Annotated in this window: 26 protein-coding genes; 23 read left to right on the top strand and 3 right to left on the bottom strand. The window is 70.5% G+C overall.

The window, feature by feature from the left end:
• The first annotated feature begins 181 nt into the window (after window positions 1-181).
• The 15 genes from aspS (at window position 182) to ACRXBZ_RS09765 (ending at window position 16772) form a co-directional block, all read left to right on the top strand.
• Window positions 182-2002 carry an aspartate--tRNA ligase gene (gene aspS, locus ACRXBZ_RS09835; RefSeq protein ID WP_433878837.1) on the top strand — a complete coding sequence of 607 codons (1821 nt, stop codon included), beginning with the start codon at window positions 182-184 and terminating at the stop codon, window positions 2000-2002.
• 21 nt (window positions 2003-2023) lie between these two features.
• Window positions 2024-2965: a DUF389 domain-containing protein gene (locus ACRXBZ_RS09830; RefSeq protein ID WP_433878836.1), complete on the top strand. Its 942-nt coding sequence runs from the start codon at window positions 2024-2026 to the stop codon at window positions 2963-2965.
• Window positions 2966-3175: 210 nt separating this feature from the next.
• Window positions 3176-4390: a phosphotransferase family protein gene (locus ACRXBZ_RS09825; protein WP_433878835.1), complete on the top strand. Its 1215-nt coding sequence runs from the start codon at window positions 3176-3178 to the stop codon at window positions 4388-4390.
• On the top strand, window positions 4347-4778 hold the full coding sequence (locus ACRXBZ_RS09820; RefSeq protein WP_433878834.1) for a GNAT family N-acetyltransferase: 432 nt from the start codon (window positions 4347-4349) through the stop codon (window positions 4776-4778). Before ACRXBZ_RS09825 ends, ACRXBZ_RS09820 begins: the two co-directional genes overlap by 44 nt.
• Before the next feature lie 338 nt (window positions 4779-5116).
• On the top strand, window positions 5117-5488 hold the full coding sequence (locus ACRXBZ_RS09815; protein ID WP_433878833.1) for a hypothetical protein: 372 nt from the start codon (window positions 5117-5119) through the stop codon (window positions 5486-5488).
• Window positions 5489-5578: 90 nt separating this feature from the next.
• A complete protein-coding gene (locus ACRXBZ_RS09810; RefSeq protein WP_433878832.1) occupies window positions 5579-6130 on the top strand; it encodes a carbonic anhydrase in 552 nt (183 codons plus the stop codon).
• Window positions 6131-6216: 86 nt separating this feature from the next.
• Window positions 6217-7731: a SulP family inorganic anion transporter gene (locus tag ACRXBZ_RS09805; RefSeq protein ID WP_433878831.1), complete on the top strand. Its 1515-nt coding sequence runs from the start codon at window positions 6217-6219 to the stop codon at window positions 7729-7731.
• 30 nt (window positions 7732-7761) lie between these two features.
• Window positions 7762-9117 carry a replication-associated recombination protein A gene (locus ACRXBZ_RS09800; protein WP_433878830.1) on the top strand — a complete coding sequence of 452 codons (1356 nt, stop codon included), beginning with the start codon at window positions 7762-7764 and terminating at the stop codon, window positions 9115-9117.
• 257 nt (window positions 9118-9374) lie between these two features.
• Window positions 9375-10340, top strand: coding sequence for a 2-hydroxyacid dehydrogenase (locus tag ACRXBZ_RS09795; RefSeq protein WP_433878829.1), 966 nt, complete (start codon window positions 9375-9377; stop codon window positions 10338-10340).
• Between the two features lie 462 nt (window positions 10341-10802).
• Window positions 10803-11210 (top strand): DUF948 domain-containing protein, encoded by a 408-nt coding sequence (locus ACRXBZ_RS09790; RefSeq protein WP_168584586.1) that lies wholly within the window; start codon window positions 10803-10805, stop codon window positions 11208-11210.
• Window positions 11207-11518, top strand: coding sequence for a hypothetical protein (locus ACRXBZ_RS09785; protein ID WP_433878828.1), 312 nt, complete (start codon window positions 11207-11209; stop codon window positions 11516-11518). The genes ACRXBZ_RS09790 and ACRXBZ_RS09785 overlap by 4 nt, the downstream gene beginning before the upstream one ends.
• A 77-nt stretch (window positions 11519-11595) precedes the next feature.
• Window positions 11596-14268: an alanine--tRNA ligase gene (alaS, locus tag ACRXBZ_RS09780; protein WP_433878827.1), complete on the top strand. Its 2673-nt coding sequence runs from the start codon at window positions 11596-11598 to the stop codon at window positions 14266-14268.
• Entirely contained in the window at window positions 14265-14735 is a 471-nt protein-coding gene (ruvX, locus tag ACRXBZ_RS09775) for a Holliday junction resolvase RuvX (protein WP_433878826.1), read from the top strand. Before alaS ends, ruvX begins: the two co-directional genes overlap by 4 nt.
• On the top strand, window positions 14732-15931 hold the full coding sequence (mltG, locus tag ACRXBZ_RS09770) for an endolytic transglycosylase MltG (RefSeq protein ID WP_433878825.1): 1200 nt from the start codon (window positions 14732-14734) through the stop codon (window positions 15929-15931). The genes ruvX and mltG overlap by 4 nt, the downstream gene beginning before the upstream one ends.
• Window positions 15918-16772 (top strand): shikimate dehydrogenase, encoded by an 855-nt coding sequence (locus tag ACRXBZ_RS09765; RefSeq protein WP_433878824.1) that lies wholly within the window; start codon window positions 15918-15920, stop codon window positions 16770-16772. The genes mltG and ACRXBZ_RS09765 overlap by 14 nt, the downstream gene beginning before the upstream one ends.
• Window positions 16773-17012: 240 nt before the next feature.
• On the opposite strand, the gene ACRXBZ_RS09760 is transcribed toward ACRXBZ_RS09765, so the two are convergent.
• Genes ACRXBZ_RS09760 through ACRXBZ_RS09750 form a run of 3 tightly spaced genes read right to left on the bottom strand, consistent with a single transcriptional unit; the run spans window position 17013 to window position 19450 of the window.
• A complete protein-coding gene (locus ACRXBZ_RS09760; protein ID WP_168584581.1) occupies window positions 17013-17282 on the bottom strand; it encodes an HPr family phosphocarrier protein in 270 nt (89 codons plus the stop codon).
• A gap of 39 nt (window positions 17283-17321) precedes the next feature.
• Window positions 17322-18584, bottom strand: coding sequence for a PTS transporter subunit EIIC (locus ACRXBZ_RS09755; RefSeq protein ID WP_433878823.1), 1263 nt, complete (start codon window positions 18582-18584; stop codon window positions 17322-17324).
• A 29-nt stretch (window positions 18585-18613) separates the two neighbouring features.
• A complete protein-coding gene (locus tag ACRXBZ_RS09750; protein WP_433883837.1) occupies window positions 18614-19450 on the bottom strand; it encodes a GntR family transcriptional regulator in 837 nt (278 codons plus the stop codon).
• Window positions 19451-19747: 297 nt separating this feature from the next.
• On the opposite strand from ACRXBZ_RS09750, the gene ACRXBZ_RS09745 reads away from it, so the two are divergent.
• The 8 genes from ACRXBZ_RS09745 (at window position 19748) to ACRXBZ_RS09710 (ending at window position 26500) form a co-directional block, all read left to right on the top strand.
• On the top strand, window positions 19748-19984 hold the full coding sequence (locus ACRXBZ_RS09745) for a PTS sugar transporter subunit IIB (protein WP_433878822.1): 237 nt from the start codon (window positions 19748-19750) through the stop codon (window positions 19982-19984).
• A complete protein-coding gene (locus ACRXBZ_RS09740) occupies window positions 19981-20436 on the top strand; it encodes a PTS sugar transporter subunit IIA (RefSeq protein ID WP_433878821.1) in 456 nt (151 codons plus the stop codon). Before ACRXBZ_RS09745 ends, ACRXBZ_RS09740 begins: the two co-directional genes overlap by 4 nt.
• 111 nt (window positions 20437-20547) lie before the next feature.
• Window positions 20548-21177 (top strand): prepilin peptidase, encoded by a 630-nt coding sequence (locus tag ACRXBZ_RS09735; protein WP_433878820.1) that lies wholly within the window; start codon window positions 20548-20550, stop codon window positions 21175-21177.
• A gap of 147 nt (window positions 21178-21324) precedes the next feature.
• A complete protein-coding gene (aroC, locus tag ACRXBZ_RS09730) occupies window positions 21325-22530 on the top strand; it encodes a chorismate synthase (protein ID WP_433878819.1) in 1206 nt (401 codons plus the stop codon).
• On the top strand, window positions 22530-23054 hold the full coding sequence (locus tag ACRXBZ_RS09725; protein WP_433878818.1) for a shikimate kinase: 525 nt from the start codon (window positions 22530-22532) through the stop codon (window positions 23052-23054). The genes aroC and ACRXBZ_RS09725 overlap by 1 nt, the downstream gene beginning before the upstream one ends.
• A gap of 94 nt (window positions 23055-23148) precedes the next feature.
• Window positions 23149-24258 (top strand): 3-dehydroquinate synthase, encoded by a 1110-nt coding sequence (aroB, locus tag ACRXBZ_RS09720; protein WP_433878817.1) that lies wholly within the window; start codon window positions 23149-23151, stop codon window positions 24256-24258.
• Window positions 24255-24689, top strand: a complete 435-nt coding sequence (gene aroQ, locus ACRXBZ_RS09715; RefSeq protein WP_168584575.1) for a type II 3-dehydroquinate dehydratase — start codon at window positions 24255-24257, stop codon at window positions 24687-24689. Before aroB ends, aroQ begins: the two co-directional genes overlap by 4 nt.
• 341 nt (window positions 24690-25030) lie before the next feature.
• Complete coding sequence (locus ACRXBZ_RS09710) at window positions 25031-26500, top strand: glycoside hydrolase family protein (protein ID WP_433878816.1); 1470 nt, start codon at window positions 25031-25033, stop codon at window positions 26498-26500.
• Window positions 26501-26540: the final 40 nt, after the last annotated feature.

The raw sequence follows: 26540 nt of genomic DNA, 5'->3' as shown, positions 1-26540 counted from the left end.
CCCGACACGCGGCACCTGAGCGCTGCGCCCCGGTGCCCGTTGGCTAGCCTTAATGTCTTGCGTCCTGGTGGCTGAACACCGTGATCGGAGGCTTCCCGACGATCGGGTGTGGCGAGGCCCGGGACCAGCTATACGTCAATACCGTCAAGTGCTGGACAGCGGAAGAAGGAGCTCAGTACCCGTGATGCGCACGCACGAGGCCGGATCGCTTCGCGCCGGTCATGCCGGGCAGACCGTCACCCTCGCCGGGTGGGTGGCGCGCCGTCGCGATCACGGCGGGGTCATCTTCATCGATCTGCGCGACGCCTCGGGCGTCGCCCAGGTCGTCTTCCGCGAAGGCGAGATGGCCGAGCGCGCCCACCGGCTGCGCGCCGAGTTCTGCGTCCGGGTCACCGGCGAGGTGATCCGCCGCCCGGAGGGCAACGAGAACCCGGAGATCGCAACCGGCGAAATCGAGGTGACCGTCACCGGGCTGGAGGTGCTCTCAGAGGCCGCGCCGCTGCCGTTCCCGCTGGACGAGCACCTGGAGGTCGGCGAGGAGGTCCGGCTCAAGCACCGCTACCTGGACCTGCGGCGCGCCGAGCCGGCCCGGATCATGCGGATGCGCAGCGAGGTCAACCGGCTCGCCCGGGAGGTGCTGCACGACCGCGACTTCGTCGAGGTCGAGACGCCCACCATGACCCGCTCGACGCCGGAAGGCGCCCGGGACTTCCTGATCCCGGCCCGGCTGCAGCCCGGCAACTGGTACGCGCTGCCGCAGTCGCCGCAGCTGTTCAAGCAGTTGCTGATGGTCGGCGGCCTGGAGCGCTACTTCCAGATCGCGCGCTGCTACCGCGACGAGGACTTCCGCGCCGACCGGCAGCCGGAGTTCACCCAGCTCGACATCGAGATGAGCTTCGTCGAGCAGGACGACGTGATCGAGCTCGGCGAGGCGGTCCTGGCGGCGCTGTGGGGCAAGCTGGCCGACCACGAGATCCCGCGCCCGATCCCCCGGATGACCTACGCCGAGGCGATGGCCAAGTACGGCACGGACAAGCCGGACCTCCGGTTCGGGCTCGAGCTCACCGAGATGACCGAGTACTTCAAGGACACCACGTTCCGGGTATTCCAGGCGTCCTACGTCGGGGCCGTTGTGATGCCCGGCGGTGCAGACCAGCCGCGCCGGCAGCTCGATGCCTGGCAGGAGTGGGCGAAGCAGCGCGGGCACAAGGGCCTGGCCTACGTGCTCGTCGGGGCCGACGGCACGCTGTCCGGCCCGGTCGCGAAGAACCTGTCCGACGCCGAGCGCGAAGGCCTCGCCAAGACCGTGGGCGCGTCCCCGGGCGACTGCGTGTTCTTCGCCGCCGGCCCGCGCTCGGCGGCCCGGGGCCTGCTCGGCGCGGCGCGACTGGAGATCGGTGAGCGCTGCGGCCTGATCGACCACGATGCCTGGTCGTTCGTGTGGGTCGTGGACGCCCCGATGTTCGAGCCGGTCGACGAGACCGACGACGTCGCCGTCGGCACCGGCCGCTGGACCGCCGTGCACCACCCGTTCACCTCGCCGAACGCCGACTGGATCGACAACTTCGACCAGGATCCCGAGCACGCGCTGGCCTGGGCCTACGACATCGTCTGCAACGGAAACGAGCTCGGCGGCGGCTCGATCCGTATCTACCGCTCCGACATCCAGGAGCGGGTGTTCGAGTTGCTCGGCATCTCGCAGGAGCAGGCGCAGGACAAGTTCGGCTTCCTGCTGGACGCGTTCAAGTTCGGCCCGCCGCCGCACGGCGGCATCGCCTTCGGCTGGGACCGGGTCTGCATGCTGCTGGCCGGCGCCGACTCGCTGCGCGACGTCATCGCCTTCCCGAAGAGCGGCGGCGGTTTCGACCCGCTGACCAGCGCGCCCTCGCCGATCACCATCGAGCAGCGCAAGGAAGCCGGGATCGACGCCAAGCCCGCGGCGCAGGTCGGCGACCAGAGCATTTCGGTGTTCCCGCCCGGTGTGGTGGAGAAGCAGGGCTGACCGAGGAGCGGCGGGCACCGCGTGCTGCACCTGCGGATCATCTGTCCGGCCGAGTACACCGATCGGGTGTTGGCCGGGGCCCGGGCGCACCCGGGCACGGCGCACCTGGTGGTCGTGCCCGGCGGCGCGGTCGACCCGGCGGGTGATCTCGTCGAGGTCGACGTGGCCCGGGAGGCCGCCGACGAAGTGCTGGATGCGATCGGCGCTTCGGAGCTGGCCGCGGTCGGCGCGGTGACCATCACCGAGGCCGGCACCACCCTGTCGCGCCGCGCCGAGCGCGCCGCGGAGGAGGCTCCCGGCGACGGCGGCGACGCGGTGGTCTGGGACGAGCTGATCGCCCGCACCGGCGAGGAATGCCGGTGCAACGGCACGTTCCTGGCGTTCCTGTCCATCGCCTGCGTGCTGGCGGCGGTCGGGGTGGTGACCGACTCGCCGGTGACGATCGTCGGCGCGATGGTGGTCGGCCCCGAGTTCGGGCCGCTGGCCGCGATCGCCGTCGGGCTGGTGTCCCGCCGCTGGTCGCTGGTGCGGCGGGCTTCCACGGCGCTCGCCGTGGGTTTCCCGGTGGCGATGGTGGTGACCGCGGCGGCTGCTCTGCTCGGCGAGTGGGCCGGCCTGATCGACCGGCTCGGCCTGCCGGAGAACAGCCAGGTGGCGTTCGTCTACCAGGTCGGCTGGTCGTCGCTGATCGTGTCGCTGTTGGCCGGGGCCGCCGGGATGCTGTCGCTGACTTCGGCGAAGTCGGCCGTCCTGGTCGGTGTGTTCATCTCGGTCACGACGGTGCCCGCCGCCGGTTACGCGGTGGTGGCGGCGACGCTCGGCGACTGGGCACAATGTGCTGGCTCGGTCGGGCAGCTGGTGGTCAACCTGGTCGGCATCGTCGTGTCGGCGTCCGCGGTCCTGGCGCTGCGGCGCAGGCGGGCGAGCCTGGCCGACCGGGTGCCGACGCGGGAGATGCGGTGAGGCGCGGTCTCACAATTTTTGCGGCCGTGCAACGCCGCCGTCGCTTGGTTCCGTCAGCGTCTACAGGGAGACTACGTCCGATGGCCGGTCGAGGGGTGGGAGGCAGGGCTGTCGGACGAACACGCTGTGGTTAGGGTGCTGACCGATCGTGTGTCACTTGACCGGTCATGCCCTTTTGGGTTCAGGTTGTGGGGGTAGTGTCTGGAGACGATGAGCGTGGAGATCACCACCGGCCCCCCGGAGGTTCGCGTCCCGGCCAGCGCCGAGGCGACCGACACCGTCGGGACCGCGGAAGCTGTGCTGAGCAAGCGGACGGGAGCATCGGTCCGGCTTGCCGATGCGGAGGACCTCGGCGGCAGTGACCGCTCGGTCGTGATGCGGGTGCGGATCGCCGAATCGCCGTTCGAGCTGCCTCGCACCGTCGTGGTCAAGCACTACGGGGAGTGCCCGGTGGAGGCTCGTTCCGACCCGTTTGCGCACGAGGCGGCGAGCTGCCAGCTCACCACGGCCCTGCCGCCGGAGGCCCGGGTCGGCCCGGAGCTCATCGCGCACGATGCCACCGAGCGCCTGCTGGTGCTGGAGGACCTCGGGCGAGGCTCCACCTTGGCCGACGTGCTGTTCGCCGACGACTCGCGGGTGGCGGAGCGGGCGCTGCTGGCGTGGGCTCGGGCGCTGGGGCGGCTGCACAGCACCACTGCCGGCTGCGAGGCGGACTTCGACGCGCTGATGCGTCGGCTGGGCGCGAAGTCGTGGACCGACCCGGTCGCCGACGACATCGTGCGTTCGGTGGGCGAGCTGCCCGAGCTGCTGTCGCAGACCCTCGGCGTGGACACCCCGCCGCTGATGGTGGAGCGGTTGACCGCCGCCGCCGAGCTGCTGGAGTCGAGCCGGTACCGGGCGTTCAGCCCGTCGGACATCTGCCCGGACAACAGCCTCGTGACCGGTAGCAGCGGCGTGCGGTTCCTGGACTTCGAGTGGGGTTGCGTGCGCGATGTCGCGATGGACGCCGCGTACCTGCAGTACCCGTTCCCGTCGTCGTGGTGCTCGTACGCGCTGCCGCGCAACCTGGCCGAGAGCATGTTGTCGACGTGGCGTTCGGAGATCGTCGAGGTCTGGCCGGAGCTGGACGACGACGAGGTGCTGATGCCCCGGTTGTTCAACGCCCAGCTGCTGTGGGTGTGGGTATCGACCTGGTGGTTCCTGCCGCGGACCGGGGAGACCGACCGGCCGATCGACCTGCACATGCCTTCGCCGCGCCGCAGCACGGCGCTGGTCGACCGCTGGCGGCACCTGCGTTCGGACGCGGACGGGGCGGACATGGCCGACGTGGCGGAGTTCGCGGACCGCGTGGTCGACGCGCTGGTGGACCGCTTCGGCGCCGGTGCGCTGCACCTGCTGCCGTACCCGGCGTTCCGGACCGAGTAGGCGCCTACGAGCGCTCGCCCGCCAGGCAGGCAGCGTCAGCCGCCGCCTTGGCTCGTCGCCGGCGAGGCGGTGGGCAGCAGGCCGGAGGCGAGCCTGGACCGCGTTCCGCAGCCGGTGCGGTTCGCCCCTGCACGGCGGTGTTCCGGTCGGGGTCGGGATGGTCGCCGTCTCGGACGGTTGGTGCGGGATCTACGGCATGGCCACGCATCCCGGCTGGCGGCGGCGCAGAGTGGGCAGCGCGGTCCTGCGCGCGGGAGCTCGGTGGGCATCGGGTGCCGGGGCGGCGCGGTTATTCCTCCAGGTCGAGGCGGGCAATCCCGGTGCGCGGCGGTGCTACGAGGCACTGGGCTTCGCGCCCTCGCACGTGTACCACTATCGGGTTCGCTAAGATTTCGTGTTTCGGTCGTGTTGCATGGCTGAATAAGCTTCAGCCTCTAGACCACCTCGATGCGGTAATGCTGGTCACATCTCGAATACGGTCCGTAGTGAACATCGTTTACGCAGCGCAGTGGTGGGTCTCTTGTCCACCCGGCATACGGGTGAATTCGCAGGTCGAGCCGGGTTGCGTTAGTACATCTTCATTTGTTTCCGGGCGGCGTGACCAGATCTGCGGCTTGCGCTCGTACCGCAGTTGTCGGATATCTTTAGTTCAGCGTCTCGCTACTTCTCCCCGCTACCGTCGATGTCGCCGGAAGGGGATCGGCTGCTCTATTACGGGAGGCATTCGTGCGCGGCAAGGCATGGCAGATCACGAGGGCGGGGTTGTTCCTGCTCCTCGCGGTCGTGCTCGCCTTGCTGGGGCCGCTCAACGCCGAAGCCGGCTCGTTGCGTACCGGTCCTGCGGAGACGAAGTCCGAGACCAATGAACACCGGGACGGCGAGAAGCTGCGCGAACGGGTGCCGGGCATCGCGTTGCACCGGCGTTGCTGCGACCGCCGGGAAGGTCGCCGCCCGCTCCTGCCGCGGGGATTGCAGCACGTCGTCCATATCGGGATGCGGGCGCTCACGGAGAAATTCTCGAACGCTGGGAGCAAACCGCACGACGCCTTCGCCAAGGTCAGACATTCCCCCGCAGTCCTTCAGGTGGTCCGCCACTGATCGATGCTCGCGGCATATTCCGAGCAGACGATTAGAGAGGCGACAATGAGCTTCGAACATTTTGTGCGACACGCTCGGCAACACCCGGGCATGCTTTCCGCTGACCGCCGCAGGCAGCTCGCCGCAGGTCAGAAACCGGCCGCGTTGTTCATCGGTTGCTCCGATTCGCGAGTGGTCCCGTCCCAGATCACCGGCGCCGAACCGGGGAATCTGTTCGAACTGCGGACGGCCGGCAATGTGGTGCCGAAATACGCGCCGAACTCGGCGTCCAGCGAAATGGCCACCATCGAGTACGCCGTGTTGCAGCTGCGCGTGCCGGAGATCATCGTCTGCGGGCACTCGCATTGCGGTGCCGTGACGGCGTTGACCCTGGCCGGGCGCGGCTTGGAGGAACTGCCGGCGCTGCGCACCTGGCTCGGCACCGACGGGCTGGCCGGTGTCGAACCGGACGATCCGAGCGTGCGCGCCGAGAGCAAGCGGCACATCCACGCGCAACTACAGACGCTGCGCGAATACCCGTTCATCCAGGACCGGCTCGACGCCGGTGAGCTGCGGTTGCACGGCTGGTTCTACGAGATCGACACCGGTCTCGTCTTTGCCTGCCCGCAAACCCCGGACGTGTCGGACTTCCTCCCGCTCTAACTCCCGTCCACCGGGTCAACGCCCGCACCGCCAGGTGCGCGGCGCGATACCCGTTTCCCGCATTCCAACCTGCCCTGGAGGGCATTGTGACGACTCGACTCGAAACGCCTCGCCCGGCGCGCCGCAGCCTCGGCGTGCCGCGCTGGCCGAAGGCCACCTTCGGCGCCGATCTGGGGGCCTCGCTGGTGGTGTTCCTGGTGGCGGTGCCGCTGTGCGTCGGCGTGGCCGTCGCCTCCGGCGTCCCCGCCGAACTGGGCATCGTTACCGGCATCGTCGGTGGGCTCGTGGTCGGCCTGCTGCCCGGCAGCACGATGCAGGTGAGCGGCCCCGCGGCGGGGCTGACCGTGCTGGTGGCCTCGGCCGTGGACCAGCATGGGCTTGGCGCGCTCGGCGTGATCGTGCTCGGCGCCGGCGTGGTCCAGATCGTGCTCGGGCTGAGCAGGCTCGGCACCTGGTTCCGGGCGATCTCGCCGTCGGTGGTGCAGGGCATGCTCGCCGGCATCGGGCTGGTGCTGATCCTCGGCCAGATCTACCCGGTGGGCGGGCTCGCGCAGCCCGACTCCACCTTGGCGAAGTTCGCCGGTATCCCGGATCTGCTGGTCGCCGCGATGACCAGCCCGGAGGGCATCAGCGGGCTGGTGCTGGCGGTACTGGCCCTGGTGATCATGAGCGTCTGGAAGAAGGTGCCTGCGAGGCTCCGGCTCGTGCCCGGCGCACTGGTGGCCGTCGTGGCGACCAGCGCCTTGGCGGCGATCGCCGCGATGCCGGTGCACAAGGTGGAGGTCGGCTCGCTGCTCGCGGCGCTGAACATCCCCACCGCCGCTGCTTGGGGCGAACTCGTCACGCCCGCCGTGCTGGGTTCGATCCTGACCTTCGCCCTGATCGCCTCGGCGGAAAGCCTGTTCAGCGCCGCTGCCGTGGACCGCATGCACGACAGCCCGAAGACGCAGTACAACAAGGAACTCGTCGCGCAGGGCGCGGGCAACGCGCTCTGCGGCGTGCTCGGGGCGTTGCCGATGACCGCGGTCATCGTGCGCAGCGCCGCGAACGTGCAGGCCGGTGCGAAGACCAAGCTCTCCCGCGTGCTGCACGGGTTCTGGCTGCTGCTGTTCGTGGTGCTGCTGCCGGGGGTGCTCGCCTTCATCCCGACGGCCGTGCTCGCGGCCCTGCTGATCCAGGCCGGCTGGAAGCTGCTGGAGCTGCGGCAGGTCGTCGCGCTGGTGCGGGAACACCGCTCCGAGGCCTTCGTGCTGGTGCTGACCGCGAGCATGATCGTGGCCACCGACCTGCTGATCGGCACCCTGGCCGGTCTGGCGGTCGCCATCGTCAAGACCGCGATCGAGGTCTCGCGGCTGTCGGTGACGGCCCAGCACGGCGATGAGCACGTGCGCGTCGAGATGGGCGGCAACGCGACGTTCCTGCGGCTGCCGCGGCTGCTGGACCACCTCGAGCAGCTGCCGACGAGCAAGCATGTTCACCTCGACCTGACGATGGTCCGGCACCTCGACCGCGCCTGCCACCAAGCGGTCGAGCACTGGGCGGCCCAGCGCCGCCGGGGGGACTGCACAGTCGAGGTCGCCATGCCCGCCCGGGTGGGCTGAGCGGTCAGGGGTGACCGGTAGCGTCGGGGTGTGAGCGAGGGCTTGTTCGACGAAGGGCTGTTCGGCGCCGACACCGAGATGCGAGCGGGCGAGAAGCTGGCCGAGAACGCGCCGTTGGCGGTGCGGATGCGGCCCCGCTCGCTGGACGAGGTCGTCGGGCAGCAGCACCTGCTGGGGGCGGGGGCTCCGCTGCGCCGCCTGGTCGAGGGGGCCGCACCGGCGTCGGTGCTGCTCTACGGCCCGCCCGGCACCGGCAAGACCACCCTGGCGAACCTCGTCTCGCTGGCCACCGGCCGCCGGTTCGCGGCGCTGTCCGCGCTGTCGTCCGGCGTGAAGGAGGTGCGTGCCGTCATCGAGGAGGCGCGCCGCCGGCTCGGCCGGTCCGGCGAGTCGACCGTGCTGTTCATCGACGAGGTGCACCGCTTCTCCAAGACCCAGCAGGACGCCCTGCTGGGTGCGGTCGAGGACCGCACCGTGCTGCTCGTGGCGGCCACCACGGAGAACCCGTACTTCTCCGTGGTGGCCCCGCTGCTCTCGCGATCGCTGGTGCTGCAACTGCGCAGCCTGGAGGACGACGACATCCGCACGCTGCTGCGCCGGGCGGTCGGCGAGGAACGTGGCCTGGGCGGGGCGTTGGGCCTGGAAGAGGCGGCGGAGGAGCATCTGGTGTCGCTCGCCGGCGGCGACGCGCGGCGGGCGCTGACCGCGCTGGAGGCGGCGGCGGAGTCGGCGAGCTCGACCGGCGCGGAGGCGATCGACCTGGCGACGGTAGAGGCCACCGTGAACCGCGCCGCCGTGCTCTACGACCGCGGCGGCGACCAGCACTACGACATCACCAGCGCGTTCATCAAGTCCATCCGCGGGTCCGATGTGGACGCCGCGCTGCACTACCTGGCCCGGATGGTGGAGGCGGGGGAGGACCCGAGGTTCATCGCGCGCCGGCTCGTCGTGCACGCCAGCGAGGACATCGGCATGGCCGATCCGACCGCGCTGCAGTCCGCTGTCGCGGCGGCGCACGCGGTGCAGTTCATCGGGATGCCCGAGGGCCGGCTCGCGTTGGCGCAGGCCACGATCCACCTCGCCACCGCGCCCAAGTCGAACGCCGTGATCATGGCTATCGACGAGGCGCTGGGCGACGTGCGGGCGGGCAAGGGCGGCCCGGTGCCGCCGCACCTGCGCGACGGGCATTACGCCGGGGCGAGCAAGCTCGGCAACGCCAAGGGCTACCTTTACCCGCACAGCAAGCCGGAAGGCGTGCTCGCCCAGCAGTACCCGCCCGACCAGCTGGTGGGTCGCGACTACTACCAGCCGACCGGCCGCGGCGCGGAGCGCACGCTCAACGACCGCGTGCCGAAGCTCCGCGGCATTATCCGCGGCGACGACTGAGCGCCCGGCGATTCACAGTTTCAATTGAAACCTTGGCCCGCAGGGCACCTTGCCCAACGCATCACCCCGTAGAGTCCACGGTTTCAATTGAAACTGCACCAACTTTGGGCCGGGTGAACAGTGCCCGTCTGGTGCCTGATCACAGTTTCAATTGAAACCTTGGTCCGGTGGGTTGTGGCGGGCAGTGCCGTCGATCGGTGATCTTCCGGAGTGGCGGCGGGTAGTTTTCCACGGGAACTCGTCGCGAGGAGGTCGCAGTGGACAAGCGGATCGTGGTCACCCGGACGGTGCCGGGGTCGGCACTGGACGTGTTGCGCCAGGTCGGGGACGTGCACGTCTGCCCGCAGGACCGGCCGCTGACCGCTCCCGAGTTGCGCGAGGCCGTGCGCGGTGCGCACGCGATCGTGGCGATGCTGCACGACCGGATCGACGCCGGCCTGGTGGCCGCGGCCGGTCCGCAGCTGCAGGTGGTCGCGAACGTCGCGGTCGGCTACGACAACATCGACGTCCCGGCGGTGACCGAGCGCGGCGTCATCGTCACCAACACGCCGGGCGTGCTGGTCGACGCGACCGCCGACCTGGCCCTCGGACTGCTGCTGATGGTGACCCGGCGGCTCGGCGAGGGCGACCGGCTGCTGCGGGCCCGCCAGCCGTGGACCTTTCACCTCGGTTTCATGCTGGGCGCCGGGTTGCAGGGCAAGACGCTCGGCATCGTCGGGCTCGGCGACATCGGGCAGGCCGTGGCCCGGCGGGCCCGCGCGTTCGGGATGAGCATCGCCTACACCGGCCGCCGCCGCGCCGCCGCCGAGGTGGAGGCCGAGCTCGACGCCCGCTTCCTGCCCCAGGACGAGCTGCTGCGCACCGCCGACGTGGTGTCCCTGCACTGCCCGCTAACCGAGCAGACCCGGCACCTCATCGACGAAGCGGCGCTCGCGGTCATGAAGCCGACCGCGTTCCTGATCAACACCAGTCGCGGTCCGGTGGTCGACGAACGAGCGCTGGCGAAGGCGCTCCAGGAGGGCCAGATCGGTGGTGCGGCCCTGGACGTCTTCGAGCGCGAGCCGGAGGTGGAGCCGGCGCTGCTGGACCTCGACAACGTCGTGGTGGTCCCGCACCTGGGCTCGGCGACCACCGAAACCCGAACCGCGATGGCCGAACTCGCCGCCCGCAACGTCGCCGCGGTCCTCACCGGCGCTGAGCCTCCGACCCAGGTCCGGCCGTAAGCGCCTGTTTGGTGAATGGTCTGGGTGGGTGGTCGCTTAGCGGAACCTGAGAGGTTCCCTGGACTGCGGGTGCCCCTCCTGATGTATGTCCAATACGCGGCGGAGGGGCCGTCCTCGCCAGAAAACCTCTCAGAACCCGCCGATGGTCGTCTTGGCAAGGTGAATGCAAGCGGCTACGCCGCTTCCAAGGCGCGGACGGCATTCGCCGACAGGCTGTAACACGATCAGTCCGAGATTCGGGCCCCCGGCCGGGTTGCCCGGCTGAGGGTGCCCTTGCGTTTCACGCGTTCGGGGCCTGACTGGGGCACCGCCGGGCGGGTGTGTCGCCCGATGGTGCCCTTCGCCTGGCGGGGCCGACCGGGTGCTGGGGTGGGGGAGCGGGGCCGGTAACCTGACGCACGATCAACGGACCGGGACTTGGCCCCGGTCCCACCGACATGACGTGGACATACGGGAGGGCACGTGACGCCCACGCAGATCGCCGCGCTGATCGCCGCCGGAGCGTTCGTGCTGCTGGTCGTGCTGCTGGCGATCCCGCTGATCAAGCTCGGCCGCACGCTGGACGAGGCGACCATCGCGATCCGCAAGGCGCACGAGAACTCCGATCCGCTGTTCACCGGGGCGAACTCGACCATCACTCACGTCAACACCCAGCTGGAGCGGGTCGACGGGATCACCGCCAACGCCAAGACGATCAGCGGCAACGTATCGGCGTTGTCCTCGCTGTTCACGGCTACACTGGGTGGTCCGTTGGTGAAGACGGCGGCGTTCTCCTACGGGGTCGGCAAGGCGCTGCGGGCCCGCCGGAAGCGGCGGCAGGAGCCCGCCGGCCGGCACTTCCGCCGCAAGGGCAAAGGGGGGCGCAAGTGAGGCGCCTGTTCTGGTTCGGCGCCGGGGTCGCGGCCGGGGTCGCGTTGACGCGCAAGCTCAACGAGACCGCCCGGAAGGCGACCCCGAGCGGCATGGCCGAGCAGCTGGGCGGCGCGGTCCGGGAACTCGCCGGAGCCGTCGGCTCGTTCGGCGCCGAGGTGCGCGCGGGCATGCAGGAGCGGGAGCAGGAACTGCACGACGTGGTGGAGCGCGGCAGCGCCGCGGACACGGTGCAGTTCCGCCGGATCGACGCGGACTCCGGCGCGGGCGCGGTCAACGGTCGGCGAGCTCGCCGGGCGGGCCGCTGACGCCGGCGCCCCGCGCCGCCAGCCGCTCGCCGACACCACCAGCCGTGTCCGTCACCCGAATTTCCTGAGGAACCAGCGTGCAGACCCACGAGATCAACAACCGGTTCACCGAGCACTTCCGCAGCCGCGGCCACACCGTTGTGCCCAGCGCGTCGTTGATCCTCGACGACCCGACGCTGCTGTTCGTCAACGCCGGCATGGTGCAGTTCAAGCCCTACTTCCTGGGCGAGGCCCCGGCGCCGTACCCGCGGGCCACCAGCATCCAGAAGTGCGTACGCACCGGCGACATCGACGAGGTCGGCAAGACCACCCGGCACAACACGTTCTTCCAGATGGCCGGCAACTTCTCCTTCGGCGACTACTTCAAGGAAGGCGCCATGCAGCATGCCTGGGAGCTGCTCACCGGCTCCCAGGCCGACGGCGGTTACGGCTTCGACCCGGAGCGGCTGTGGGTGACCGTCTACGAGAAGGACGACGAGGCCGCCCAGCTGTGGCAGCAGGTCGCCGGCGTCCCCGCCGAGCGGATCCAGGCCCGCGACGGCAAGGACAACTACTGGGACATGGGCGTGCCCGGTCCCGGCGGCCCGTGCTCGGAGATCTACTACGACCGCGGTCCGAAGTACGGCCGCGAGGGCGGCCCGGTCGCCGACGAGGACCGCTACATCGAGATCTGGAACCTGGTGTTCATGCAGGACATCAGGGGTGACCAGTCGCCGAAGCTGGGCCACCCGCCGATCGGTTCACTGCCGACCAGGAACATCGACACCGGCATGGGCGTCGAGCGCGTCGCGTGCCTGCTGCAGGGCGTGGAGAACGTCTACGAGACCGACCTGGTCCGCCCGGTGATCGCCAGGGCAGAGGAGCTCTCCGGCCGCCGCTACGGCGCGAACCACGAGGACGACGTACGCTTCCGCGTCATCGCCGACCACGCCCGCTCCGGCGTGATGCTCGTCGGCGACGGCGTCACCCCCGGCAACGAAGCCCGCGGCTACGTGCTGCGGCGCTTGCTGCGCCGGATCATCCGCTCCACCCGTCTGCTGGGCGTGCAGGAGCCGGTGCTCGGCGAGTTCAGCAAGGTCGTGCGCGACGCGATGGCGCCGAGCTACCCCGAGCTGGTCACCGAGTTCGACCGCATCGACTCGGTGCTGCGCAACGAGGAAGAGGCCTTCCTGACCACCCTGACCGCCGGCTCGAAGATCTTCGATCTTGCGGTGGCCGACACCCAGAAGGCCGGTGGCAAGCAGTTGGCCGGAGAGAAGGCCTTCCAGCTGCACGACACCTACGGGTTCCCGATCGACCTGACCCTGGAGATGGCTTCCGAGCAGGGCCTGACCGTCGACGAGCAGGGCTTCCGGAACCTGATGTCCGAGCAGCGCCGCCGGGCCAAGGAGGACGCCAAGGCCCGCAAGACCGGCCACGGCGACCTGTCGACGTACCGGACCCTGCTCGACCAGCACGGCACCACCGAGTTCATCGGCTACACCGACCTGCAGTCGCACAGCCGCGTGCTGGGCCTGCTGGTCGACGGGCAGCCGGTGAAATCCGCCGCCGCGGGCACCGAGATCGAGCTGGTCCTGGACCGCACCCCGTTCTACGCCGAGGGCGGTGGCCAGATCGCCGACACCGGTCGGCTGGTCGGTCCCGGTGTGGCCGTCGAGGTGCACGACGTGCAGCGCGCGGTGCCGGGCCTGTTCGTGCACCGCGCCAAGGTCGTCGAAGGCGAGCTCGGCGTGGACACCACGCTCGAAGCCGCCGTCGACGTCGCGCGCCGCCACGCCATCGAGCGCTCGCACTCCGCCACCCACCTCGTGCACGCGGCGGTGCGCAGCGCCTACGGCAGGCGCGCCGCGCAGGCCGGTTCGCTGAACTCGCCGGGCCGGATGCGCTTCGACTTCACCGCCCCGACGGCGGTGTCCTCGAGCGTGCTCACCGGGGTCGAGGAAGAGGTCAACGACTACCTGCAGAGCGACGTCGAGGTGCAGTCCTACACCACGACGATGGACCGGGCCATGGAGCTCGGCGCCATCGCGCTGTTCGGCGAGAAGTACGGCGACCAGGTCCGGGTCGTCGACATGGGCGACTACTCCCGCGAGCTGTGCGGTGGCACCCACGTGCCGCGCATCGGCCGCCTCGGCGTGGTCAAGCTGGTGGCCGACTCCTCGGTGGGCTCCGGCGTGCACCGTGTCGAAGCGCTGGTCGGCATGGACGCGATGCGCCACATCAGCAAGGAACACCTGCTGGTCAGCCAGCTCGCGGAGCAGTTCAAGGTGCCCGCCGACGAGCTGCCGGAACGCATCCAGGGCGTCGTTTCCCGGCTGCGCAGTGCGGAGAAGGAGCTGCAGCAGCTGCGCATCGCGCAGATCCTGCAGTCCGCGGGCGAGCTCGCCGACAAGGGCACCGACGTTCATGGCGTGACGCTGGTCGCCGAGCAGGTACCGGACGGCGTGGACGGCAACGCGCTGCGCGCGTTGGCCGGCGAGATCCGCGGCCGGCTGGGCTCCCGCCCCTCCGTGGTGGCGCTGTTCGCCGCCGACGAGGGCAAGGTCAGCTTCGTGGTCGGCGTCAACGACACGGCCCGCGAGAAGGGCATCGCCGCGGGCAAGCTGGTGCCCGGCTTCGCGGCCGAGGTCGGCGGGCGCGGTGGCGGCAAGCCGGACATGGCGCAGGGCGGCGGCTCGAACCCGGCCGGGATCACGGCGGCGATCGAGGCGCTGCGCAAGGCGCTGGACCAGGTGGTGGCTGGCGGGTGACCGAGCATCGGCAGGCGGATCCCGGAGCGGGGCGTCGGCTAGGCGTCGACGTGGGCGCGGTCCGGGTCGGGGTCGCACTCAGCGACCCCGCGCCGATGCTGGCGACCCCGCTGGTCACCTTGCAGCGGGACGTCACTGGCGGCAGCGATCTCGCGCAGCTGGCCGGGCTCGTCGCCGAGCACCAGGTGGTGGAAGTCGTGGTCGGCCTGCCGAAGACGTTGGCGGGCCGGCACGGAACTGCAGCGGAAACGGCGCAGGCCTACGGGGCGGCGCTCGCGGAACGGATCGCACCGGTACCGGTGCGGTTCGCCGACGAGCGGCTGACCACCGTGACGGCCAGCCGGATGCTGTCGCAACGCGGCGTGCGGGGGAAGAAGCAGCGCGCCGTGGTCGATCAGGCGGCGGCGGTGGAAATCCTGCAGGCATTCCTTGACGGTCGGGGGAAGACACGAGAGGACCTTTCGTGACCGACGATCTCGGACTGTTCGCCGACGAGCCCGGCGAGCGGCGGCGTGCACCGGACCCGGAGCGGTTCCGCCGCCGCAAGCGCCGCCGGATCGTGACCGCGGTGGCTAGCTTGTTCGTGCTGCTGCTGGTCGGCGTCGGCGTGCTCTATGGGGCCAGCCAGATCATGCAGATCGGCTCCTACGAGAACTACGAGGGCGAGGGCACCGGCGACGTCGTCATCGAGATCAAGCCCGGTGACACCGTCAGCGCCATCGGTCGCACCCTCGCCGAGCGGGACGTAGTGGCCAGCACCAAGGCGTTCACCAAGGCCGCCGAGGAGAACCGGCAGATCAACAGCATCCAGCCGGGCTACTACCTGATGCGCAACAAGATGTCCGGCGAGGCAGCCGTCGCGCACATCCTGTCGGCGGCCGCGAAGGTGGGCCGGGTCGACATCCGCGCCGGCATGCGGCTGGAGGACCAGCTGGCGCCCGACAACGGGCACACCCCGGGCATCCTGACCAAGCTCGCCGAGGCCACCTGCGCCGGGGCCAACCCCACCTGCATCACCTCCGAGGAGATGCACCGGGTCGCCACGACCGCCGACCTGGCCTCGCTCGGCGTGCCGCAGTGGGCGTTCGCGGACGCCTCCAAGGCCGAGCCGAAGCGGCGGCTGGAGGGCCTGATCCAGCCCGGTCTCTACGACGTGAAGCCGGGCGAGACCGCGGAGAACGTGCTGCGCGATGTGGTGACCCGGTCCGCTGCGCAGCTCGAGGTCGCGGGGTTGCCGCAGGCCGCCGAGGGCACCGGGTACAGCCCGTACGATCTGCTCAAGATCGCTTCGCTGGTGCAGAGCGAGGGCATCGCCAAGGACTTCGGGCAGATCTCCCGGGTGATCCACAACCGGTTGACCCACCCGGTTATGCACCTTCAGCTCGACTCCACGATCAACTACCCGCTGGACAAACCGTCCCTGCTGACCAGGCCCGAGGACCGCGGGATCGATGGGCAGTACAACACGTACCGGAACTACGGCCTGCCACCCACGCCGATCTCGGCTGTCAGCAAGGAAGCCCTGCAGGCAGCGGAGAAACCCGCTGACGGCACTTGGAAGTTCTTCGTGAAGTGCTACCCGGACGGCACCTCCTGCTTCGCCGACACCCAGGCACAGCACGACGCCTACATCGACGAGGCACAGGCACGTGGGGCGTTCTGAGCCCCGGCGGGCAGCGGTGCTCGGTTCGCCGGTCGAGCACTCGCTGTCCCCGCTGCTGCACGGCGCCGCCTACGCCGCGCTCGGCCTGCACGGCTGGACCTACGAGCGGGTCGAGGTCGACGCGGAGCGGCTCGCCGGGTTTGTCGCCGGGCTCGGCCCGGAATGGGCCGGGCTGTCGGTCACCATGCCAGGCAAGCGGGCGGCGCTGGGCGTCGCGAGCGAGGTCAGCGAGCGGGCCGCGGCGGTCGGAGCGGCGAACACCCTGGTGCACCGGGCCGACGGCAGCTGGGCCGCGGACTGCACCGACGTCGACGGAGTCGTCGGGGCGCTGCGCAGCGCGGGCGGATTCACCACCGGCCACAGCGGGCTGATCCTGGGAGCCGGCGGCACTGCCGCCGCGACCCTGGCCGCGTTCGCGGAGCTCGGGCTGAGCGAAGCGACGCTCGCGGTGCGCGAGCCCGCGCGAGCGCGCGACGCGGCCGAGACCGCGGAGCGGGTCGGCCTGCGGGCGCGCGTCGAGCGGCTGGCCAGCGTCGTGCTCGCGGACGCCGCGGCAGCGGCGGACGTCGTGGTGTCGACGCTCCCGGCAGGGGCGTTGGACGCGCAGGCGGCGGAGCTTGCGACGGCGGGTTGCGTGTTGGACGTCGTCTACCATCCGTGGCCGACGCCGCTGGCCGCTGCGGTGACCGCGGCGGGCGGGCGGATCGCCACCGGACTGGACATGCTGCTGCACCAGGCGTTCGGCCAGGTCGAGCAGTTCACCGGGCTACCGGCTCCGCGCGAAGCCATGCGCGACGCCCTCGCCGCCGCGACCGGCAACGAGCTCCCGCTCCCGCTCTGACCGCAATTTCAATGGAAATCGGTGCATCGATTTCCATTGAAATTGCGGAAGTTCTCCACAGGCGTCGGTGTGTCGTACCTCGACACGCCGATGGGACGCAAGTTCCATTGAAATCGAAGGTTCGATTTCAATGGAACTTGCGGGTTACGTCGGACGGCCCCTCCCCCCGCGGGTGGGTTCTAGGAGTCGTCGCAACACCCGATCTATGGGGATGCGATGGACTTCGAGATCCGGGACCGGTCAGTTGTTGTCGAGGTCCGAGGCGACCAGCCGGGCGAGGTGGTCCAGCGCCGCCTCCGCGCCTTCGCCCTCGGCCGCGAGCACCACCTCGTCGCCGTGGCCCGCGCCCAGGGTCATCAGCCCGAGGATGCTGCCCGCCTCCACCGGATCAGTATCGTCCTTGCGGATCGTGATCTTCACGGGCTGCGCCGCGGCGGCCTTGGCCACTAGTGCCGCCGGCCGCGCGTGCAGCCCAACCTTGCTTGCCACGGTGACCCGTCGTTCGAACATGATTCTCCGTTCGTCGGGGAGGGAAAACGATCGCCGGGGTCAGTTCCTGTCGGGGCCCGGCTTGGCGTCCCCACCAGCATTATCCGCGCCCACCTCGGCGTTTTCCGTGTCGTCCTCGTCACGGCCCGGGGTGCGCAGGTTCCACTTCGTGATCACGAACCGGAACACGAAGTAGTAGATGACCGCGTAGCCCAGGCCGATCGGGATCAGCCACAGCGAGTTCTGCGAGATGCCGAAGTTGAGCACGTAGTCGATGGCGCCCGCGGAGAACCCGAACCCGCTGTGGATGTCCAGCGCGTTGACCAGCGCCATCGAGGTGCCGGTGAGCACCGCGTGGACCAGCAGCAGCGGCCAGGCCACGAAGATGAACGAGAACTCCAGCGGCTCGGTGATGCCGGTGATGAACGCGGTGAGCGCCACCGAGATCATCACGCCGCCGACGATCTTGCGCTGCGACGGCTTCGCGCACTGCCAGATGGCCAGCGCCGCGGCGGGCAGGGCGAACATGAAGATCGGGAAGAAGCCGGTCATGAAGCTGCCGGCGTTCGGGTCGCCGGCGAAGAAACGGGCGATGTCGCCCTTCTCACCGTGGTAGTCGCCGAATAGGAACCAGACCACGTTGTTCGGGATGTGGTGCAGGCCGAACGGCAGCAGCAGCCGGTTGATCACGCCGTAGATGCCGCCGCCGAGCACCGCGTTCTGGGTGACCGCGTCGCTGAAGGCCGTCAGACCGGCGTCGAAGATCGGGAACACCAGGCCCAGGACCACGCCGGCGATCACCATGGCGAACGCGGTGATGATCGGCACGAAGCGCCGTCCACCGAAGAAGCCCAGGTAGGCGGGCAGCTTGATGCGGTGGTACCGCTGCCACAGCCAGGCCGCGGTCAACCCGGCAATGATGCCGCCGAGCACGCCGTACGGGCCCTTGTTGAACGCCTTGTCCGACTCGGTGCCGGTGATCTCCCAGAGCACGCCGGAGAGCACCAGGTAGCCCACCGCGCCGGCCAGCGCCGTGGAGCCGTCGGCCTTCTTCGCGAAACCGATCGCCACACCGATGGCGAACAGCAGCGGCAGGTAGTTGAACAGCGCGTTACCGGCCGAGCCGATCACCCCGGCCACGGGCTGCATCCAGGGCAGCACCGCACCGAGCCCCTCCTTGCCGAGCAGGTCATCCTGGCCGAGGCGCATCAGCAGCGCGGCGGCGGGCAGGACGGCGATCGGCAGCATCAGGCTCCTGCCGAGCCGTTGCAGCAGGGCGAAACCCTTCCCGTTGCCGCTCGCCGTGGTGGCGCTGGCACTCATCGGTTACCTCCTGTGTCGTGGAGACCGGGTCATCTGGCGGGATGTTGGCGTCCGGTCGGCCTGGTGGGCCGCCTGGACGGGCGGTGGTGGCCGGAGCCGCTCGGGTTGCGGTCCAGCTGCATGGTCACCTGGTACAGATCGCCGCGATACCAGGAAGTCATGTCCTCGATCGGCCGGCCCTGCGCCGTGGAGATCCGGCGGAACACCAGGACCGGACTGCCGGTGCGGACCCCGAGCAGCCGCGCGGTTTCGGCGTCGGCGCCCTCGGCGAGCACGGTCTGCGTGCCGTTTTCCAGCTGCACCTGGTAGTTGCGGGCCAGCAGGGTGTACATCGAATCGGTCAGCTCGTGGTCGAGCAGGCCGGGCAGCAGCCCGGCGTGGTACCAGCCGCGTTCCACCGCCATCGGCGCACCATCGGCCTTGCGCAGCCGGCAGAGCCAGTACGCGTGCTGGTCGGGCCGGAGGTCGAGCGCTTCGGCGGTGGCGGTCGGCGGGACCGCCTCGGCCGCGTCGAGCAGCACCGTCTCCGGCCGCATGCCGCGGCGGCGCATGTCCTCGGTGAACGAGGCGAGGTGCAGTTGGGAGTCCACCCGGGGCCGGGTGGTGAAGGTGCCCTTGCCTCGGACCCGCACCAGCAGGCCCTCGGCGACGAGCTGTCCGACCGCCTCGCGGACGGTGAGCCGGGACACGCCGTAGCGCACCGCGAGGTCGCGTTCGGACGGCACCGGCGAACCTGGCAGCAGTTCCTCGCTCGCCAGCTCGCGCAGGATCTCGCGCAGCTGGGCGTGCTTCGGCGTCGGGCCGTCGCGCAGCACGTCAGCCGTCCCCGGGCGGGAACAGCCGTCTGCGGTTCGCCGTGCGGCCACGCTGCCTCCATCGGTCTTGCCGGCGGTCTTGCCGGCGGTCTTGCCGGACATCGACGCCCGGTGCACCTTGGGCACCCGGCACCGGTCGAACGCGGGCGGATCGAATCCGGTGCTGTTCACCGGTCCTACGGGGTTGGTACTGTCCGGTCTAAACCAGTCGGTTGCGAACAATGCGCTTTCATGCGATCGGGTGTCAAGACGGCTCGCGATTCGTTGCCGCATCGACACCCAGTGGCGCAAGATCGTCTCGACGCGGTGCGCAACGCCTGCGTCGTCGGAGGACGAAGGGAGCACAGGGTGGCTCAGGACAAGGCCGCGGCAATCCTGGCTGCACTTGGCGGCCGGGACAACGTGGTGGAGATCGAGCCGTGCATCACGCGGCTGCGCTGCGAAGTCGAGGACGGTTCCAAGATCGACGAGGCGGCGCTGAAGGCCGCCGGGGCGCACGGCGTGATGGTGCAGGGCCCGGTCGTGCAGGTCGTGGTGGGCCCGGAAGCGGACACCCTGGCCGAGGACATCGAGGACCTGCGGTGAGCATCGAGGTCGGCAGTCCGGTGGCGGGCCTGGCCACCGCGATCAGCGAGGTGCCCGACCCGGTGTTCTCGCAGGCCATGGTGGGCCCGGGCGTGGCGGTGCAGCCGTCCGGCGGTCGGGCCGACGCGGTCGCGCCGGTGGCCGGCACGGTCGCAACCCTGCACCCGCACGCTTTCGTCATCGCGTCGCCCGGCGGCGCCGCGATCCTGGTGCACCTGGGCATCGACACGGTGAAGCTGAAGGGCGAGGGCTTCGAGCTGCACGTGGCGAAGGGTGACGTCGTCGAGGCGGGCCAGCGCATCGTCACCTGGGATCCGTCCGAGGTGGAGTCGCACGGCTACTCGTCGATCTGCCCAGTCGTCGCCCTGGACGTCGTGCCGGACGCCCTGACCGATGTGCGCGAGGACGGTCAGGTCGTCGCGGGCGACCCGCTGTTCGCGGTGGGGGCCTGAATGCCCCGTGAGTGCTTTTTGGTGCGATAGCGCCTGAAAGCGCTCACGGGCCTTGGCCGGCTGCCCGACACGCGCACCTTTGCGGCTGGGAAGCCGGATGTTCCCCGTGGTGTGCCCGACGCTGTTGCGATGGTCGTGTTGATCGGGATCGCTGGTGGTGCAACTGGTTTCGCGGCGGGTCGGCTGGGTCGGCTCGCGCTCTGCTCGATGCGCAGGGGAGTTCGGCCGCCTCGGATGTGGTGCGAGTTGGCGGTGGGCCTGCTGTGGGCCGTGGTGTTCGTCCGCGTGGTGACCGGGATGCCGTTGTGGTGGGCGGCGATCCCGCTGGCGCTCGGCTGGTTCGCGGTGTTGCTGGCGGTGTGCGACGTGCTGGCCGGGCGGCTCCCGGATGTGCTGACGCTGCCCGCATATCCGGTCGCGGCGGTGTTGCTGACCGTCGCGGCGCTGCACAGGTCAGATGTGCTGCTCGGTGCCGTTGCCGGTGCGGTGGTCTTCGCCGGGACGTATCTGTTGGTGCGCGTGGTGTCGTCGGGTGCGATGGGGCCGGGCGACGTGAAGTTGGCGGGCAGCCTCGGTGCCGTGGTGGGCGCGGTGTCGCTGTCGGCGGTGCTGTTCGTGATGGCCGCCGCGGCGGCGTTGACGCTGGTGGCGGCGTTGTGGACGCGGCTGGGCGGCGTCCCGCACGGCCCCGCCATGCTCGCCCCGGCCTGGCTCGTCACGGCCTTCGCGCCGTGGCCGTAGGCGCGGCGATCCCGAACGGCGTTTCGTTGCTGCTGGTCCGGCCTCGTGGCCCCCCTGGAGGTGTCGAGGTCGCGGGGGCGGACGAAAGCGCAGTGTAGGACCCCCGGCCGGGTTCACCCGGGACCGAACGTGGCAGGATCTATAGCTGTGCTGCGTTGGATGACCGCTGGAGAATCTCATGGTCCCGCCCTGGTGGCGGTGCTGGAAGGCATGGTGGCCGGGGTCGAGGTGACCTCCGCCGACATCGCGACCCAGCTGGAGCGGCGCAAGCTCGGTTTCGGGCGCAGCCCGCGGATGAACTTTGAGGCCGATGAGCTGGAGCTGATCGGCGGCATCCGGCACGGCCGGACCCAGGGCGGCCCGATCGCGATTCGCATCGGCAACACCGAGTGGCCCAAGTGGGAGCAGGTGATGGCCGCCGATCCGATCGACGAGGACGTGCTGTCATCGCTGGCCCGCAACGCGCCGCTGACCCGTCCCCGGCCCGGGCACGCCGACCTCGCCGGGATGCAGAAGTACGGCTTCGAAGAGGCCCGCCCGGTGCTGGAGCGCGCGAGCGCCCGCGAGACCGCCGCCCGCGTCGCCGTCGGCACGGTCGCCCGGCAGTTCCTGCGGCAGCTGCTCGGGGTCGAGATCGTCAGCCACGTCATCAGCCTGGGCGGCGTCGACGCCACGCGCGACGTGCTGCCCGGCCCGGACGACCTGGGCGCCATCGACGACAACCCGGTGCGCGCCTTCGGCGACGAGGCGACCGAGAAGATGATGGCTGAGGTCGACGCGGCCAAGAAGGACGGCGACACCCTCGGCGGGGTCGTCGAGGTCATCGCCTACGGGCTGCCCCCGGGCATCGGCTCCCACGTGCACTGGGACCGCAAGCTCGACGCGCGGCTGGCCGGTGCCCTGATGAGCATCCAGGCGATCAAGGGCGTCGAGATCGGCGAGGGCTTCGCCAACGCGCACCGGCGCGGCAGCGCGGCGCACGACGAGATCTACCCGGACCAGGGCGCCAAGTGGGTGCGGCGGGGCACCAACCGGGCGGGCGGCCTGGAAGGCGGCATCACCAACGGCGAGCCGCTGATCGTCCGCGCCGCGAAGAAGCCGATCTCCAGCCTGCCACGCGCACTGGCCACTGTGGACATGGTGACCGGCGAGCCGGCGCAGGCGATGCACCAGCGCTCCGACATCACGGCCGTGCCGCGCGCCGCCGTGGTCGCCGAGACGATGGTCGCGCTGGTCCTCGCGGAGGCCGCGCTGGAGAAGTTCGGCGGCGACTCGCTGCCGGAGACCCGGCGCAACGTCGAGGGCTACCTCGCCTCGCTGCGCGAGCGCGCCGAGAAGCGGCAGGTGCGGTGATGGGCCCGCGAGCGGTGGTGATCGGCCCGCCGGGAGCGGGCAAAACGACGATCGGCCAGTTGCTGGCGCAGCGCCTCGATGTGCCGTTCCGGGACACCGACGACGACATCGTGCGGACCGCGGGCCGGCCCATCGCCGACATCTTCGCCAACGACGGCGAGCCGGCGTTTCGGGCCATGGAAGAGGACGCGGTCGCCGCGGGGCTACGCGAACACGACGGCGTTCTGGCGCTCGGCGGCGGCTCGGTGCTGTCGGAACGCACCCGCGAACGACTGGCCGGGCACCCGGTGGTGTTCCTGTCGGTGGGGCTGGCCGAAGGCGCTCGGCGTGTCGGGCTGTCCACGGCTCGACCGCTGCTGGCCGGGGTGAACCCCCGCGCCACCTTCAAGGCGCTGCTGGACGCGCGGCTGCCCATCTATCGCTCGGTGGCCGCCGTCGAGATCGTCACCGACCACGTGGCCGCCACCGAAGTCGTGGAGCAGGTCGTCGCCGCGCTGTCCGTGCGCAACACGCCGTCCAGCTGATCATGACGGTCGGGAGTGGGATGCTTCCAACCGCACCCACCACCGGGCAAGGGGTGGGGCCAAGCCGAGAACTCGCTCAGCCGAAGGGACGATGATGACCGAACCGGTGCGGATCAGGGTGGCCAGCCAGCAGCCCTACGATGTGGTGGTCGGCCGGGGACTGCTCGGCGAGCTCGTCGACTTCCTGCGCGACGCATCGGTGGTGGCGCTGGTGCACCAGCCCACCATCACCAGCACCGTGGAGGCGGTCCGCGAGGAGCTGACCTCGGCCGGGGTGGACGCGCACCGGGTGGAGATCCCGGACGCCGAGGACGGCAAGAGCCTGCAGGTCGCCGGGTTCTGCTGGGAGGTCCTGGGCAAGGTCGGCATGGACCGCAACGGCGTGGTGGTGTCCTTCGGCGGCGGCGCGGTCACCGACGTCGCCGGTTTCGTCGCCGGGACATGGATGCGCGGGGTCCGCGTGGTGCACGTGCCGACCACGCTGCTGGGCATGGTGGACGCCGCGGTCGGCGGCAAGACCGGCATCAACACCGACGCGGGCAAGAACCTGGTCGGGCTGTTCCACGAGCCGAGCCTGGTGCTGGCCGACCTGGCGACGTTGGAGGGGCTGCCGCGCAACGAGCTCGTGGCCGGCATGGCCGAGATCGTCAAGGCGGGCTTCATCGCCGACCCGGAGATCCTGCGGCTCATCGAGGCCGACCCGGCGGTGGCGACCGATCCGGCCGGTGACGTGCTGGGCGAGCTGGTGCGCCGGTCGATCCAGGTCAAGGCCGACGTGGTCGCCGCGGACCTGAAGGAATCGCACCTGCGCGAGGTGCTCAACTACGGCCACACGCTGGCCCACGCCATCGAGCGCCGGGAGCGCTACCGCTGGCGGCATGGCGCGGCGGTCAGCGTCGGACTGGTGTTCGCCGCGGAGCTGGCGCGGCTGGCCGGGCGGCTGGACGACGAGACCGCCGACCGGCACAAGCGGGTCCTCGATCTGCTGGGCCTGCCGACCAGCTACGCCCCGGACGCGCTCGGCCAGCTGCTGGAAGCGATGCGGATGGACAAGAAGACCCGCTCCGGGGTGCTGCGGTTCGTGGTCCTGGACGGCCTGGCCAAGCCCGGTCGCCTCGAGGGACCGGACCCGTCGCTGATCGCCGCCGCGTACTCGGCGGTCACCGGCGGCGAGGCCAAGCCGGGTTCGGAGGTGCTGCTGTGAAGGTCCTCGTCCTCAACGGGCCGAACCTCGGTCGCCTGGGCAAGCGCGAGCCCTCGGTCTACGGCAGCACCACCTACGCCGACCTGGTCGGGATGTGCGAGCGCGCCGGCAAGGAGCTGGGCGTGGAGGTGGCGGTCCGGCAGACCGACCACGAGGGCGAGATGGTCCAGTGGCTGCACGAGGCCGCCGACCAGCGGTGGCCGGTGGTGCTCAACGCGGGCGCGTGGACGCACTACTCCATCGCGGTGCGCGACGCGGCGGCGCAGCTCGAAGCGGACCTGATCGAGCTGCACATCTCCAACGTGCACAAGCGCGAGGAGTTCCGGCACACCAGTTACCTGTCCGACGTCTCGACCGCGGTCATCGCGGGCCTCGGCGTCGAGGGCTATCCGCTAGCGATCCGGTGGCTGGCCGACAAGTCACGCAGCTAGTTCCCTATCCGGGCCGTGTGTCTTTTGGGGCGCTGTAGAGGCTGTTTCCATTCTCGTCCTGCATGGCAGTGCGGGTGGCGGCCCCCTGCGGTACGGGGTGGGCACAGCCTGAGAACCCGCGGCGGTACGAGCCGCGAGGGTGGGCTAAGCGGTTGCGCCGCTTGCTTGAGAGGCATGAGCCCGCCGCCCTACCGCGCACTACGGACGATCAATGCCAAGGCGGCCCCTACCGCAACCCAGAAGACTCACGGCCACGTGCCCAGCGGCGGCCCGCACGTTGCAAGTAAATTGGGCGGAGGTGTCCGTCACCTCGGTGTTGGCGCGGGTCTGGGGGAGCATCGGTGAGGGATCGGATTCCGTTGCGGCGATTGGCCGGTTTGGCCGCGGTGGTGCTGCTGGCCGGGTGCGCGCCGGTCGAGGGCACGCCCCGGCCCCAGCCGCAGGCCGAGCAGCGGGTTGAGCCTCCCGAGGCACCGATCGCGCTGGGCGTCGGTGGCGCGCGGGGCGGCGCCGGGGTGGTGGTCGCCGGAGGGTTGCCCGCGCCCTACAACTACGGGCCGACGGTGCTGCAGGACGGCAGGCAGTACCGCACCTGGTGGTGCAGCCAGCTGCCCGGGATCGGCCCGCCGGGCGACGACATCTTGACGGCCGCGTCGGGCAGCCCCGACGGGCCCTTCACCGCTGCCGGTGGCGCTCCCGCAGTGCCCATCTTCAGCGGCCGACCCGGGGGGTTCGACGGCAAGCACACCTGCGACCCGTCGGTGTTGAAAGTGGACGGTCGCTACTACCTCTACTACACGGGCGCGGCCGGGGATCACGCACATGGCAACGCCATCGGCGTCGCCGGCAGCCCCGACGGCCTCTCCTGGCGGCGGGAGGCCGGCGGCCGCCCGATCGTCACGGCTTCCGGCGAGGTGAACCGGGAGAACGTCTACGGCGCGGGTCAGCCCTCCGCGCTGTACCTGGACGGCTGGTTCTATCTGATGTTCACCGACACCACCGCTGCCGGGGCGGGCTGGAACGGCGCTGGCCAGTTCGTGCTCCGCGCGCGCAATCCCGAGTTCACCGACCAGCCGCAGGCCTTGACCGAGAAGGGTTTCGACGCCGCGGGCGCCAAGCGGTCGCGTTCGGTGGTGGATGCGTTCAGCGCGGACTGGATGTGGGTTCCGGCGCTGGACGCGTTCGCGATCGCCCACCAGACCGACACGGGCACCACGATCACCTTCTGGGACCGGGATTTCACCCGCCATCCCTACGTACCGGTGGTCGTGCCCGGCCCCTGGCAGGAAGGCCCAGGTCTCGTCCGCGGTCCCGGCGGGCACGCGACCGTGTCCACAGTGGATCCTTGCGGGACGGTTCCGGTGGACCTTCTCCGCGCGACCGCGTTGTTCCCGGCTCCGACCGACATCCGCCACTTCGGCATCGACGTCACCGGGGCCGGCGGGTGCCGGACGCCCAGGCAGGCGGCGGCGGTCCTCGACGGCTTCGCGGCGCCATCTCCGGCTCGCACGGTCGATGTAGTGCGCAATGGGCAGCGGGTCCGCGTCGAGCGTCGCTCCGTCGCGGAGCAATTGGTCACCAGGGTTCTCGACGTGAGGGTGCCCGCGCTGGACGGGCTACCGGTCGCCGGCACCATCCGCGCCGCGGCGCCCGCGATGCGATCCCCGCGGGGGGTGGTCGGTCTGCTCGACGACAGGGGTCTACTGTGGACGGTTAGTGCGGAGGTCGCCGCCGCCAACGGTTCGGCGATCGCCGACGTCTCCCAGCAGGAGTGGGACGCGCACGCCCCGGCCGGTGACCTTCGCCGCTGATCAGCGGCGAATTACCTTTTCCGTGACAGTTCAGCCAGGG

Source organism: Saccharopolyspora hattusasensis (assembly GCF_050972075.1).
GTDB lineage: Bacteria > Actinomycetota > Actinomycetes > Mycobacteriales > Pseudonocardiaceae > Saccharopolyspora > Saccharopolyspora hattusasensis.
This window is presented reverse-complemented; position numbering and strand designations above follow the sequence as displayed.